The following is a 13,124-nucleotide window of genomic DNA, read 5'->3' as shown; positions in this document are numbered from 1 at the left end:
GAAGGATAAGGAGCCCCCCATGAGCATGGCTGAACGCATCAAACTGAATTTTCCCATCGAGCACGACGGCGTGCCGATTGCCGACATCGCGCTGCGCCGTCCCACGGTGGGCGACCACCTGGCGGCGCAGAAGTCGGCCGGGACGGACGCCGAGCGCGAGATCCGGCTGATCGCCAACCTGGCTGAGTTGCCGCCGGCGGCGATTCACCAGCTGGATATGAAGGACTACGCCCAACTGCAGAAGGTGCTGGGCGGTTTTTTGCAGTGAATCCGGGTGAGCTGTCCGCCCTCGTGGTGGAGCTCGCCCTCTACACCCACTGGCCTCGATCCGAGTTGCTCGCCCTGGAGGTGAGTGAGTTGGTCGAGGCCTTGTCATTGGCGCGGCGCTTGTCTGCCACGCCGTCTTCCTGAGGTTTGCCCATGGCCACAGCGCATCCTGTTCAGATCAGCATCGGTGCCACGCTGGCGGCCTCGCTCGGCTCGGCGGTTCGCGGTGCCCAGGCGCAGTTGAACCAGCTGGGCTCCACGATGGCCGAGCTGGGCAACAAACAGTCCGGTATCCGTCAGCTGGAAACCCTGCGCACCCAAGCTCGGGATGCAGCGCTCGCCATGCGCGCGGCGCAGCAGAAGGTTTCCGGGCTGGAAGCGAACATTGCCGGCCAGGATGGCGGCGCCACGGCCAAGCAGACCCGTGAACTGGAACGTGCTCGTGCCGCTGCCACCCGTGCTGAAGAGGCCTACCGTCGCCAGCGCTCGGCCGTCGATGAACTGAGCACCTCTTTGACCCGGGCTGGGGTGAACACCCGCGCCATGGGCAGTGAGTCTGCGCGCCTCGGCAGTCAGCTCGAAACCCTGCGTACCCGCACCGAAGCCCTGACCCGCGCCCAACAGGCACAGGCCCGTAATCTCGAGAACCGCAGCGCCTACCGTGCCCAGATGATGGATGCGGTGGCCCTGGGCGGTGCGCTCTACGGTTTGGTGCAACCGGCTGTCCAGTTTGAGTCGGTGATGGCCGACGTCAAGAAGGTGGTCAATTTCGACACGCCGGATCAATTCGGGCAGATGTCCAAAGATGTGCTCTTGATGTCGACCCGCATTCCGATGGCTGCTGACGGCATCGGCGCCATCGTCGCGGCGGCCGGCCAGGCCGGCATCGCCCGCGAGGAGTTGCTGCGCTTTGCCGAGGACGCCGCCAAAATGGGCGTGGCCTTTGACCTGTCGGGCCAGCAGGCCGGCGCGGCCATGACGGGCCTGCGCTCGATCTTCGGATTGACCCAGGACGAGGTGGTCAAACTCGGCGACGCGATCAACCACCTGTCCAACAATATGGACGCCAAGGCATCCGATCTCCTGAACATCGCCAACCGGGCGGGCTCGACGGCGAAGCTCTTCGGCCTGTCCGGCGCGCAGTTGAACGCCCTGGGGGCGACCTTCCTGGCGCTTAAGACACCACCCGAAGTCGCCGCGACCGGCATCAATGCGCTCTTGATGAAGTTGGCGACCGCCGACAAGCAGAACGAGAAGTTCCAGCAAGGCTTGCAGGACATCGGGCTGTCTGCTGAGGTCATGAAGAAGATGATCCAGCGCGATGCCCAAGGGGCGCTGACGACCTTCCTGCGGCAGGTGAAGAACGCCCCCGATCTGATGGGCACCCTGTCTGATCTGTTCGGCATGGAGTACGCCGACGACATCGCCAAGCTGGTGGGGTCGATGGAGACCTACGAGAAGGCGGTGGGCCTGGTGGCCGATCAGACCGCCTATGCGGGCTCGATGCAGAAGGAGTACGAAGCACGCTCGGCCACCACCGCGAACAACCTGCAGCTCCTGAAGAACCAGATGAGCCGGCTGGGCATCACGGTAGGCAATGCACTGCTGCCGACCTTGAACAGCCTGGTGGGCGCGCTGATGGGGCCCATCGACAGTCTGGCCAACCTGGCCGAACGCTTTCCTATCGTCACGCAAGTGGTGGTGGGCACCGTCGGTGCCGTGCTGGGCTTGAAGGTGGCCACCATCGCACTGGGTTACGCCTGGACTTTCGTGAAGGGGCCGATCCTGGCCGCCAACACCGCATTCCAATCAGCCCGTGCGGGATTGGCGCTGTTGCAAGTGCAGGCGGCGGCCACTGGAACCAGTGCCAGCATTTTGTCGCTGGCCTGGGGTCGGATTCAGACCGGAGCCCTCGGGCTGATCGCGCCCATCAAGTCGGCGGCGCTGGCCTTCTGGGCAATGCTACCTGCGATTGGTGCGACCACAGTAGCGCTCTTGGCCAACCCGATCACCTGGATCGTGGCCGGGATTGGTGCTGCGGTTGCAGGCCTGGCGCTGGTGATCCGCAAATACTGGGACCCCATTGCTGCGTATGTCGGCGGCGTGTTCGAAGGCATCCAATCGGCCTTGCAGCCAGCGATCAGTAATCTTTCCACGGCACTGGCACCGCTCGCGCCGATTGGCCAGGCGGTCGCCTTCGTGTTTGGCTTCTTGGCTGACGGCGTGAGCCAGGTTGTAGGTTGGATTGGGAAGCTGCTCGCGCCGGTGACGCTCACCCAGGACGAGTTCGCTGCGCTCTCAGCCTCGGGCCAATCGCTCGGGACGGTGATCGGCAGCGGGTTGAGCACAGCATTTACGGTGCTGACCTCACCGATTCAAGCCGTGGGAGCCCTTGCTGGCTGGGTGATCGACACCTTCAACGCCTTATTGTCGTTCTCACCCATGGCATCGTTCAGCGCCGCCTGGCAACCCGTGGCGGGTTATTTCACGCAGCTATGGTCCGACATCATGGGCACGGTCGCGACCGCCATCGACTGGATCGCCGGCAAGATCGGCTGGGTGATGAATGCCGGCAAGCAGGTCGGCGACTGGTTCGGTTCGCTCTTCGGTAGCGATAAGCCGGCGTCGCCCACTGCCACGGCTCCGGCTACTGCGCGTCCGGCAGCGGTCGGTGGCACTGCTGCGCTGGTCGCGCCACGCCCCTCCGTCGGCACCGCACCCGTCGGCATCGCGCCGATGTCAGCGGGCAGTCCGTCAGTGGCGGGTGCCAGACCGGTGACGATGCCGGCTCAACCACTGGCTGTGCGTGGCAACACCAGTGTCTCGCTGTCCGCTCCGATCACGGTCAATGCTCCGCCCGGGATGGATGCGCGCGAGATCGCCGCACTCATCGAGTCGCGCCTGCGTGCGCTGGTGCGCGAGACCACCCGCAGTCCGGCTGCGGCGATGTACGACTGATTTTTCTGTTGGGAGGTGTGCCATGGCCGAACGAGTGATGTTGGGCCTGGGCGAGTTTCGTTTTGAGGTCAGTACGCTCGCCTACCAGAAGTTCTCGCTGAACCAGTCCTGGCGCTGGCTGGAGCAGGCGCGTATCCACCGCGATCCGGCTCTGCAGTTTGTCGGCCGGAACGTCGGCGAGATCGAACTCGACGGCGTGATCTACCCGAGCTTCAAGGGTGGCCTCGGCCAAGTCGATGCGATGCGTGCGCTGGCGGACGCCGGCAAGCCGCTGCAACTGGTCGATGGCCTGGGCCGCATCTGGGGTGCCTGGGTGATCACTGAGATTGGCGATACCCGCACGGTGTTTGCCGATGACGGTCAAGCGCGCCGGATCGAGTTCCGCATCAAGCTCAAGGCCTATGGGGAGGATCAGCCATGACCCGGCCGATCTTCAAACGGGTGATCACCCGTGATGGCGATGTGCTCGACGATCTGGTCTGGCGGCATTACGGGCGCAGCGATGTATTGACCGCCGTGCTCGAAGCCAATCCGCAGTTGGCCCAGTTGTCCCCGGTCCTTGTGGCTGGCCTGGTGGTCGAGTTGCCCGATCTGCCGCTGCCGACTGAAGCGCCGGTGATCCGGCTGTGGTCGTGAGGAGGGGAAGATGCAACCGATCTTCCGCATCTACGCTGACCTTGTAGAGATTACCGGCGCGATCCGCGACCGGCTGCTCGAACTGGTCGTGACCGACGAAGCCGGCATCCAGTCCGATGAGCTGAAGCTGACCCTCGATGATCGTCGCCGTGAGGACGGCGCGATTGCTGAGCTGCCGCGCATCGGTACGGTGCTCACCGTGTCGCTGGGCTATGCCGAAACCCGGCTGGTGTCCTTGGGGCGCTTCATCGTCGATGAGGTCGAGATCCGCTCGCCACCGGCTACGCTGACGGTCTCGGCCAAGGCGGCCGATATGGTGGGGCCGTTTCGCAGTCCCAAGACCCGCTCCTGGGATGCGACGACGCTTGGCCAACTGGCCGAGACCATCGCTGCCGAGCACCGCTATCAGGCCAAGATCGATCCGGAGCTGGGCGCCATTGCGATCCCGCATCTGGATCAGACCGCCGAATCGGACATGGCGCTGCTGACGCGTCTCGCGGCCAAGCACGATGCTGTGGCCAAGCCCGTCGCTGGCTTCCTGGTACTGGCTAAGCAGGGGTCGATCAAGACCATTACCGGACAGGTGATGCCGACGATCACCCTCAGATCCAGTGATCTCGCCGAATGGCGCTACCGACACTCGGCCCGCAAACCCGGGGGCAGCGGCACCACCAGCAACCACGATACGCAAAAGCCACCGACGACAGCAACCGGTGGCACCAAAGCCTACTGGTGGGATTTCGAGAAAGGCGAGCGCCGGGAAGTGACCACCGGCTCACCACCGTTTGAGGAAATCCGCTATGTCCACGCCACTGAGGCGGAAGCCAAGGCGGCGGCTGCCACCCGCAAGAACACCGGTGAACGGAGGCAAGGTGAGTTGAGTTTCAGCCTGCCGGGTGATCCACGACTCGCTGCCGAGGGACGGCTGTCGCTTTCTCTGCGCCCCGGCATCCCGACCGACTGGCGCATCAAGCGCGTCGAGCACCGCCTGGGCAGCCAGGGCTACACGGCGCAGGTCGAGTGCGAGCGCTTCACCGCTTCGGCCGTGCCAGTGACCGATAACCCCGCTGAACACAACGCATAAGGAGGACACCGTGCCCGAAAAAGATCCTTCGACCTACGGCCTGATCACCTACCTGTGGGTGACGGGCCTGGCCGCCTGGGGTGGCCTGGTCAATTTCTACCGCAAGGTCAAATCCGGTGAGACCCGTGCCTTCAACGTGGTCGAGCTCATCGGTGAGATCGCCACCTCGGCGTTTGCCGGTCTCATCACCTTCTGGCTGTGCGAGGCCGCGCAGTTCAATCCCCTGGTGACCGCAGCCTTGGTCGGTATTTCCGGCCACATGGGCAGCCAGGCTATCTACCAACTGGAGCGCTGGGCGCAGACGCGTCTGGGCAATTCCGCCAACAAGGAGCGGCCATGAACGCCATCGACACCATCCTCGACGAGATCATCCGCCGTGAGGGCGGCTACGTGAATCATCCGGCTGACCGGGGCGGGCCAACGAACTTCGGCATCACTGCGCAGACGCTTGGGGCATGGCGCAAGCTCGGTCGACCGGCCACGGCTGCTGAAGTCCAGGCGCTGACGGAAACTCAAGCCCGTGCCATCTACCGCCAGCAGTACATCACCGGCCCCAGATTCGAGACCATCAATCATCCGGCGCTGCTGCATCTGCTGGTCGATGCCGGTGTGCATTCCGGACCCAAGCGAGCCGTGCAATGGCTGCAGGCAGCGCTGGGCGTTACCGCAGATGGTGTGATCGGTCCCAAGACCCAGGCAGCCATCGCAAAAGCCGACCAAGGTGCGCTCTACGGCAAGGTGCTGGGTCAGCGCCTGCGTCATCTTGGACGGCTGATTACCAACGATCCCAGGCAGTCGGCCTTCGCCGCTGGCTGGATGAACCGGATGGCTGAATTTGTGGAGGGCCTCGTATGATTCCGATACTGCCCACCTTGGCGCCGGGACTGCTCGAAGCCGGCAGTCGGCTGATCGACCGCTTGGTGCCCGATCCTGCCGAGCGCGAAAAGGCCAAGCTCGCACTGCTGCAGGCGGAAGGGCAACTGGCGCTGCAGGAGATGCAGACCAGCCTGTCGGCGATCCTGGCCGAAGCCAACTCGGCCGATCCCTGGACCAGCCGGGCACGTCCGACCTTCCTGTACGTGATCTACGGGGTGATCCTGCTGTGCGTGATGGGCGCCATCATCGGCATCTGGTGGCCGATGCACGTATTCCAGGCAGCGGAGAACCTGAACAAGCTGCTGGGCGCGGTACCCGAGAGTCTGTGGTGGCTCTTCGGTGCCGGCTACCTGGGCTACACCGGGGCGCGCAGCTTCGACAAGTGGCGTGGGCCGGCACGCTGACCGGTGTTGCCGAGCACGACAATCTGAAACGACGATCCCCCGATCTCACTGCCTTCACAGGTGGTGGGGTCGGGGGATTTTTCGTTTTTACAATGAGCAATCATTGCATCAAAAAACACAGGGATTGACTAGAAATAAAAGTCAAGATCGAGTACAGTGTATGAGCAATGTTTGCATCACATCGGAGGTCGCCATGAGCCGACTCAGCGTCAAAGACAGGATGGTTCGTTCCATCGCCCTGCGCAAGGGCGAGGTTGTCCTACGCGCGGATTTCGAGACCATGGGTAGCCCCAGCCAGATCAGCCGGGCGATCAAGGAGCTGATCGAGGCGGGCAAGATCGTTCGCCTCGGTTATGGCGTCTACGCCAAAGCACGTCCGAGCACCTTGTCCGGCAAACCGGTGCCGCGTGTGTCCCTGGAAGAGCTGGCGCAAGAAGCGCTAGAGAAGCTGGGAGTGCCTGTGCAACTGGGCCGCGCCCAAGCCGACTACGTCGAGGGCAAGACCACACAGATTCCGGTGCGCACGACGTTCAACACCGGCCAGCGTCGTATTTCCCGCAAGATCACCGTCGGCATCAGCACCGTGCGCTATGAAAACCATTACAGCGCGCGAGCATGACCTGATCCTGGATGTGCGCAACGAAGGGCTCACTTCGTTGCCCCCCGGTATCTTCGAGAAAGACCTTCTGATCACCGAAGTGCTGCGCACCGTCGTGGCGGTGGACAGCGATGGCATCCAGTTGGTGTTTTGCGGCGGAACCTGCCTCTCCAAAGCGCACGGACTGATCGAGCGGATGTCCGAAGACATCGATTTCAAGCTGGTGCTGCCGCAGGGTTTGTCGCGCAGTGCGCGCAGTCGCTTGCTCAGCCATTTCAAGAAACGCTTGGCCGCCGTGCTGGTGGACGCTGGCTTTGCGGTGCCGGCCAACGAGATCATCGCCCGCGACGAGAACAGCTACGTCTCACTGAATCTGCATTACGAGAGCCGCTTTGCGCCGGTGGCCAGCCTGCGGCCAGAGATCAAAGTGGAGCTCAATGCCCGCCCGCCTGTGCTGCCCACGGCACCGCTGCCCATCGCGTCCATGCTGGATGCCCTGATCCAGGCGCCCAGGACGGATTTGCATGTGGAGTGCATTGGCGTCGAGGAAACCCTCGCTGAAAAGGTGCTGTCTTTCCTGCGCCGAACGGCAGAAGCCCGCGCCGGTCGCAATCGTGCCGACTACGACGACCGCTTGGTTCGTCACCTCTACGATGTGAGAGCCATCGCCCGAGGGCGTGAAAGGCTGGCGCTGCCGCACGAACACTTTGCAGCACTGGTGGCTGGCGATGCGACCCAGTTCCGCAACCAGTACCCAGAATTTGAAGAAGACCCCGTAGGGCAGATGCGCGTGGTCCTGGATGCCTTGCACCACGAGGCGGACGCCTTCGAGCGCGACTACCTTCGCTTCGTTGATGAGCTGGTGTTCGGAGAGCCGGTAACATTTGCCGAGGCCCGGGCAGTGTTCATCGAGTTGGCTGAGTCCCTGATCGGGCAGCTGAAGGCATAAAGCAAAAGCGCGACAGCAATGTGTCGCGCTCCATTCCTCTCCAGCGTTGTCCGAAAAGTGATGACATTCTTCGGACAAAAAATCAGGCGGTGGCCACCGCCGCCGATTGATTCACCACCGGCCGCCGTCCCACGACATTCCCCACCACATTGACCGCCTCCAGCATCGCCTGCGGCGACAGGTGCGCGTAGCGCATCGTTACCTTCGGATCGTGGTGGCCGAGGAGCTTTTGCACCTCGTAGAGCGACCGCCCGGCATTGACCAGGAAACTCGCGTAGCTGTGGCGCAGGTCGTGCAGCCGCACTTCCTCCAGCCCGACCTTTTTGCGGATCGAGTCCCAGGCGTAGAAGATCGACACCGGTGGCTTCTTCGTCTTCGGGTTGAAGAACACCCAGGGGATGTCGTCCTGCCGGGGCAGCGACTGCAGCAATTCCACCGCCGCATCGGAGAGCGGAATGTGGCGTGGCTTCTTCGACTTCGACCGCGCCGCCGGCACCGTCAGCATCCGGCGGTTGAAATCGATCTCGTCCCACCGGGCGTCCAGGATCTCGCGCTTGCGAGCACCTGTGTAGAGCAGCAACCGGATCACCTGGCCGACCTGCACATTGCGGTTGGTGTCCAGCTCATCAAACAGCCGCTGCACCTCCTCGGTCGTCAGGTAACGCTCCCGCGCACCGTGATCCTCAAAGGGCTCCACGCCATCACAGGGATTGCCCTTGGGCGGCAGGATGTCCCAGCGGATCGCGCAGTTGTAGATGAACTTCATCAGCACGATCATCCGGTTGCAGGTGCCGGCTGCGTAGCCCTTCTCGAACACCGCGTGGTGGAAGGCCACCACATCCGAGCGGGTGATCCGGTTCATCCGGAAATCGGCAAACACCGGCAGCAGGTGATTGCGCAGCATCGTCTCGTCCGTCTCCCAGCTGCGCTTCCTCGTCTTGGCGTAGGGCAGGTAGCGCTCGGCCACGAAATCCCCGAAGGTCGGTACATCTTTGAAACGATGGCTCTCCACCTTGGGGTCGCCACCCTCGGTGACCATCTGCTTCATCTTGTGCGCCTTGGCCCGGGCGTCCGACACCGAAATCTCATCGGCCCGGCCAATCCGGTTCAGTCGCACCTTGCCGGCGGCATCGCGGTAGCGGAAGTAGAAGGTCGCTCCGCCACTGGCGCGATGCTCCAGCAAGAAGCCCTTGATCTCCGTATCGAAGTAACTCACGGCCCCGGAGGCAGGCTCGCGACCTGGCAGGGTCGCCAGGAATTCGGTCGTCAACGCTTGTGCTGGCATCGTCGTGCTCCTCTATCAATTGAGGGTCATATTACGATACAATGCGCCGGAAAGGGCACAAAAAGCGTCCGATAGACCAGAATATTTACCTACCAAGACCGGGCAAGAAAGAAGAGGAGTCGACCATGATCGACGGAAGACAGATCCGTGCCGCACGCGCGATGCTGGGCTGGAGCCGGGAGGACCTGCTCAAGGCCTCGGGCATCTCGATGTCGGCACTGCTGCGCATGGAAGGAGCGCTGGCCGACAGCCGAAGCTCCACGCTGAACAAGGTGGTCAAGGCCCTGAGCCTGGCCGGCATCGAATTCATCACTCGCGATGACGGGGCTATCGGGGTAATCCTGAAGGCCGAACAGGCGAAAGCGTCGCAAGGAAACTGAGCGTTTGAGACAATGTGCAGTTTTCCGCAGCTGACTTATCTCCGATGGTAACCACGACCACCTACTACACCGATTCCCGCTACCGTACCTATCCGGGTGACGGTTACGATGGTGTAGTTCGTGTGAGCTTTGGTGGCTACTACGGCACGGGGACTTTGCTTTTTGACGGCCGAGCCATTCTGACGGCTGCTCACCTGTTCGAAGGACGGACGGGATCTGCCACCGTCACCTTCGAAACGGGGAGAGGGACGCAAACGCTGACCGCGACCGAAATCCTCCAGCACCCGGGGTACGACGTAGACAGCAATAACGATCTGGCGATTGTCTGGCTGTCCGGCACTGCGCCTGTGTTGGCCGATCGCTACGACATCTACCGTGACAGCGACGAGATCGGCCAAGCCTTCAACTTCTCAGGCTATGGCCGAACCGGCACGGGAAGCACTGGCGCGACCAGCAGCGACACCGCCACTCCCATCCGGCTCAAGGCGTCGAATCAGTTCGATGCTGATGCAGCGACACTTAAAAGCTATCTCGGCTCAGGAATGGCTTGGACACCGCTCTCCGGCACACAACTGATAGCCGACTTCGACAACGGCACCTCCACCAACGATGCACTGGGCCAATTAATCTATCGCTATGACACCGGCCGAGGACTTGATGAAGGCCTGATTGCATCAGGTGACAGCGGCGGTCCAGCCTTCCTCCAGAACAAGCTTGCCGGCGTCGCAAGCTACACCGCCAGCCTGACTCGGGGCAGCATCAACCCTGATATCGATAGCAGCACAAACAGCAGTTTCGGCGAAATCGCCGCCTGGCAGCGGGTCAGTGCCTATCAACAGTGGATCGACCAGAGTCTGCGAGCCCACTATCCGAACGCACCGACTAAGCCGGAGGAGGTCAAGAAGGAAGTAGCCGAGGGCAACAGCGGTACCAGCTACGCCTACTTCCTGCTGCAGTTCACCGGCGTGCGCAGTAACCCCAATGAGATTCTGAGCGTGGACTACGCCACGCGAGATGGCTCGGCCTTGGGTGGAACCGACTACCTTGCCGTCAGTGGCACACTGAACCTGTATCCCGATGAGAACCAGGCGGTCATCCCGGTGGAGATCATCGGCGACAGCACGCCCGAGCCCAGCGAATACTTCTATCTCGACGTTTTCAACCCCGTGGGTGGCAGCTTTGGTGAGGGAGTGATCAAGCTCACGGCGGTGCGTACCATCCTCGATGATGACGGTTGGTTCGCATAAAGCAGAGGCACAAAAACCGCCTCAGCCGCCACAATGAGCACAGCATCCTGTGCCACCCCAAAAGGCACAAAGGCCACCTGATGAGACACATTGGGTGGCCTTTGCATTAGATGGCTTCGGTTGGTAGGTAGTTGGTACGTCGGATTGGCTGCAAATTGCGTCTATATAGATAGGTGATGCGGCTAAGTCTTTGAAAAGACAAAGGAAATATCCGATCAGACTGAAAATATGCCTTTTGCGGTAGGAAAGTGGTCGGAAGTGGGTGCTTAGGAGGCTTCAAAACGCGCGTAAGTCTTTGACTTACAAAGAGATTGCAGAGTAGCTGGCTATTACGCTCACTGTTAATCAGGACAGCGGCTCTGCCTTCACCGGCACCTCGGGCAACGACACCTTCACCGCAGCTGCTGCTCAAGATGGCGCTGGCAACCTGATCAACACCCTGCAAAGCGTCGATGCGATCGACGGCGGCGCTGGCACCGACACGCTTACGGCTACCCTGGCTCAGGCTAACGAGGTCGCTGCAACCATCAAGAACATCGAAAACGTCAACGTGCGCTTTGCTGATGCAAAGGCTATCCTGAATCTGTCAAATGCCACGGGCCTGTCCGCCGTGACCGTAGCTGACAGCACGACCGCTGGTAGCTTGAAGGCAATCGGCGCACTGGCTGACCTGACCATCAAGAATCAAAACCAGAACGTCAATGTCGCTGGCACCGCCGGCACTGCGACCACGCTGGCCCTGAAGCTGGATACGGTCGGTACCAACGTCGCAGGCACGATTACCCCGATCACTCTGGATCTGGGCGTTGATAACGCCAGCGCAGCCACCACTGCCAACATCACCACGAACAACGCCTACGTCAAAGTTGATTCGACCAAGGCAGATGTGATCACCACCGCGACCATCGCGGCGACGGGCACCAACGCGCTGACCTTCACCGACAGCGGTGCAACCCTGACCAAGGTGACCATCACTGGCGCTGGTTCGGTCGATCTGAGCGGCGCTGCGCTGGCCAAGGTCACCACGTTCGACGCTTCTGCTTCGACCGGCGCTATCAAGGCTGAACTGACCGAGTCTGCTAAGGCTGTGACCATCACGACCGGTACTGGCAACGACGTGATCGACGCTGATGCGGTTGCTAAGGCTGGCTCTTCCGCCAACCTGGGCGCTGGCAACGACACTCTGTACGTCGGTGCTAACCTGGCTGCCTTCGACAAGGGCGTGAATGGCGGTGATGGTACCGACATCATCAACATCACCGATGGCTCCAAGCTGGACGCTACCACCTCGAAGTACATCACTAACTTCGAAACCCTGGATGTTTCGGGCGGCAAGGGCGACTACGATGTTTCCCTGAACAGCTTCGCTACCGTTCAGATCGATGAAGCCATCGCCGGTGCTCTGGCTGATGTAGTTAAGTTCGCGAATGCAGCTGATACTTTCACGCTGAACATCGCTAGCAAGGCTAAGACCAACGGTGACTTCGATGTAGCCAAAGCTATTACCGTTGTTGGCAAGGATTACGCAGGTACGACCGCTAAGGGCGATGCTGAAACCTTTACCTTGGTCGCCACGCTGAATGACGGCAACAAGGACAATGGTGCTGATGGCAACATCAAGGGCGTTGATGTCACCGTCGCCAACGTCGAGAACCTGGTGGTGCAGGCCAATGCTGCTACGCTGGACGGCGGCACTGACGCATTGAAGGCTTCCAAACTCTCCCTGACCGCCAAACTGACAGCTGACAAGGCTGAAGTCCTGACCATCAAGGGCGACGCCTCTGTTGATCTGTCCAGCGCTACCACCATCGGTGTTGTGACCAAGGTTGACGCGACTGGCTCCACCGGCAACGTGACGATCGACTTCACTGGCCATGCTAAGGGCGTTGCTTACACTGGTTCGGAAGGTGTTGACACCTACAAGGCTGGTAAGGCTGGCGACGTCATCTACACCGGTAAGGGTGCTGACGTCGTGACCTTGGATGCTAAGGCTGGTGCTGTTGGTGCAGTCCGTGACACCTTCGTGCTGAAGGCCGCTACCGACTCGCAGATCACCGACACCTCCAAGGATGGCAAGATCACCCTGGGTGGCGACACCGGCTTCGATGAAGTGATCAAGTTCGATTCGATCGGTGACACGACTCCGGTGGCTAACACCTCCGACCGTCTGGACCTGACCAACTTTGGTTTCACCGGTTCCCAGCGTGGCGTTGCAGATGTATCCGCTTCTGTTACGGCTGACACCAACCTGACCAGCATTGTTGATCTGTTCAACACGCCGGCGGGTGATCGTGGCGTCGCCTACACGAAGATCGGTCTCGACAGCTTCGTGTTCGTCGATGCCAACAAGGACGGTAACTTCACGGCGGCTGATGACTTGGTCATCAAGCTGACGGGCGTGGGTGCTGTGTCCGAGACCTTCATCAACTTCTAATCTCTC

The 13,124-nt window shown here is 61.4% G+C and carries 14 protein-coding genes; 13 read left to right on the top strand and 1 reads right to left on the bottom strand.

From position 1 onward, the window contains the following. The first annotated feature begins 19 nt into the window (after positions 1 to 19). The 10 genes from FK527_RS08800 (at position 20) to FK527_RS08755 (ending at position 7,772) form a co-directional block, all read left to right on the top strand. A complete protein-coding gene (locus FK527_RS08800) occupies positions 20 to 268 on the top strand; it encodes a phage tail assembly protein (RefSeq protein ID WP_144728554.1) in 249 nt (82 codons plus the stop codon). 152 nt (positions 269 to 420) lie between these two features. Then, positions 421 to 3,225, top strand: coding sequence for a phage tail tape measure protein (locus FK527_RS08795; RefSeq protein ID WP_144728556.1), 2,805 nt, complete (start codon positions 421 to 423; stop codon positions 3,223 to 3,225). Between the two features lie 22 nt (positions 3,226 to 3,247). After that, positions 3,248 to 3,646, top strand: coding sequence for a phage tail protein (locus tag FK527_RS08790; RefSeq protein ID WP_144728558.1), 399 nt, complete (start codon positions 3,248 to 3,250; stop codon positions 3,644 to 3,646). Further along, complete coding sequence (locus FK527_RS08785) at positions 3,643 to 3,861, top strand: tail protein X (protein ID WP_144728560.1); 219 nt, start codon at positions 3,643 to 3,645, stop codon at positions 3,859 to 3,861. Before FK527_RS08790 ends, FK527_RS08785 begins: the two co-directional genes overlap by 4 nt. Positions 3,862 to 3,871: 10 nt before the next feature. After that, the gene (locus tag FK527_RS08780; protein WP_144728562.1) at positions 3,872 to 4,945 is read left to right on the top strand and encodes a phage late control D family protein; all 1,074 of its coding nucleotides are present in this window, start codon (positions 3,872 to 3,874) and stop codon (positions 4,943 to 4,945) included. Positions 4,946 to 4,955: 10 nt separating this feature from the next. Further along, complete coding sequence (locus FK527_RS08775) at positions 4,956 to 5,285, top strand: phage holin family protein (RefSeq protein WP_020685874.1); 330 nt, start codon at positions 4,956 to 4,958, stop codon at positions 5,283 to 5,285. Beyond that, entirely contained in the window at positions 5,282 to 5,800 is a 519-nt protein-coding gene (locus FK527_RS08770; protein ID WP_144728564.1) for a glycoside hydrolase family 108 protein, read from the top strand. Before FK527_RS08775 ends, FK527_RS08770 begins: the two co-directional genes overlap by 4 nt. Then, entirely contained in the window at positions 5,797 to 6,225 is a 429-nt protein-coding gene (locus FK527_RS08765; RefSeq protein ID WP_144728566.1) for a holin family protein, read from the top strand. The genes FK527_RS08770 and FK527_RS08765 overlap by 4 nt, the downstream gene beginning before the upstream one ends. A 193-nt stretch (positions 6,226 to 6,418) precedes the next feature. After that, the gene (locus tag FK527_RS08760) at positions 6,419 to 6,844 is read left to right on the top strand and encodes a DUF6088 family protein (protein WP_144728568.1); all 426 of its coding nucleotides are present in this window, start codon (positions 6,419 to 6,421) and stop codon (positions 6,842 to 6,844) included. After that, positions 6,816 to 7,772, top strand: coding sequence for a nucleotidyl transferase AbiEii/AbiGii toxin family protein (locus FK527_RS08755; RefSeq protein ID WP_144728570.1), 957 nt, complete (start codon positions 6,816 to 6,818; stop codon positions 7,770 to 7,772). Before FK527_RS08760 ends, FK527_RS08755 begins: the two co-directional genes overlap by 29 nt. A gap of 82 nt (positions 7,773 to 7,854) precedes the next feature. Here the strand turns inward: FK527_RS08755 and FK527_RS08750 are convergent, their stop codons facing one another. After that, entirely contained in the window at positions 7,855 to 9,057 is a 1,203-nt protein-coding gene (locus FK527_RS08750) for a site-specific integrase (RefSeq protein WP_144728572.1), read from the bottom strand. 125 nt (positions 9,058 to 9,182) lie between these two features. Between FK527_RS08750 and FK527_RS08745 the strand changes: the two genes are divergently transcribed. The 3 genes from FK527_RS08745 (at position 9,183) to FK527_RS08735 (ending at position 13,118) form a co-directional block, all read left to right on the top strand. Then, positions 9,183 to 9,437, top strand: coding sequence for a helix-turn-helix domain-containing protein (locus FK527_RS08745; protein WP_144728574.1), 255 nt, complete (start codon positions 9,183 to 9,185; stop codon positions 9,435 to 9,437). A gap of 44 nt (positions 9,438 to 9,481) precedes the next feature. Beyond that, positions 9,482 to 10,684, top strand: coding sequence for a trypsin-like serine protease (locus FK527_RS08740; RefSeq protein WP_144728576.1), 1,203 nt, complete (start codon positions 9,482 to 9,484; stop codon positions 10,682 to 10,684). Between the two features lie 550 nt (positions 10,685 to 11,234). Next, a complete protein-coding gene (locus tag FK527_RS08735) occupies positions 11,235 to 13,118 on the top strand; it encodes a beta strand repeat-containing protein (protein WP_144728578.1) in 1,884 nt (627 codons plus the stop codon). The last annotated feature ends 6 nt before the right edge of the window (positions 13,119 to 13,124 follow it).

The organism is Extensimonas perlucida, from assembly GCF_007655255.1.
In the GTDB taxonomy this organism is placed as follows: Bacteria; Pseudomonadota; Gammaproteobacteria; order Burkholderiales; family Burkholderiaceae_C; genus Extensimonas; species Extensimonas perlucida.
Note: the sequence above shows the minus strand (reverse complement) of the source record. Positions and strands in the feature narration are given on the sequence as shown.

What these genes read in the sequence shown, in the direction of transcription:
- FK527_RS08790 (WP_144728558.1), top strand. Translation starts at nt 3,248, where the DNA reads ATGGCCGAACGAGTGATGTTGGGCCTGGGCGAGTTTCGTTTTGAGGTC.
- FK527_RS08785 (WP_144728560.1), top strand. Translation starts at nt 3,643, where the DNA reads ATGACCCGGCCGATCTTCAAACGGGTGATCACCCGTGATGGCGATGTG.
- FK527_RS08765 (WP_144728566.1), top strand. Translation starts at nt 5,797, where the DNA reads ATGATTCCGATACTGCCCACCTTGGCGCCGGGACTGCTCGAAGCCGGC.
- FK527_RS08745 (WP_144728574.1), top strand. Translation starts at nt 9,183, where the DNA reads ATGATCGACGGAAGACAGATCCGTGCCGCACGCGCGATGCTGGGCTGG.
- FK527_RS08795 (WP_144728556.1), top strand. Translation starts at nt 421, where the DNA reads ATGGCCACAGCGCATCCTGTTCAGATCAGCATCGGTGCCACGCTGGCG.
- FK527_RS08750 (WP_144728572.1), bottom strand. Translation starts at nt 9,057, where the DNA reads ATGCCAGCACAAGCGTTGACGACCGAATTCCTGGCGACCCTGCCAGGT.
- FK527_RS08760 (WP_144728568.1), top strand. Translation starts at nt 6,419, where the DNA reads ATGAGCCGACTCAGCGTCAAAGACAGGATGGTTCGTTCCATCGCCCTG.
- FK527_RS08740 (WP_144728576.1), top strand. Translation starts at nt 9,482, where the DNA reads ATGGTAACCACGACCACCTACTACACCGATTCCCGCTACCGTACCTAT.
- FK527_RS08755 (WP_144728570.1), top strand. Translation starts at nt 6,816, where the DNA reads ATGAAAACCATTACAGCGCGCGAGCATGACCTGATCCTGGATGTGCGC.
- FK527_RS08800 (WP_144728554.1), top strand. Translation starts at nt 20, where the DNA reads ATGAGCATGGCTGAACGCATCAAACTGAATTTTCCCATCGAGCACGAC.
- FK527_RS08770 (WP_144728564.1), top strand. Translation starts at nt 5,282, where the DNA reads ATGAACGCCATCGACACCATCCTCGACGAGATCATCCGCCGTGAGGGC.
- FK527_RS08780 (WP_144728562.1), top strand. Translation starts at nt 3,872, where the DNA reads ATGCAACCGATCTTCCGCATCTACGCTGACCTTGTAGAGATTACCGGC.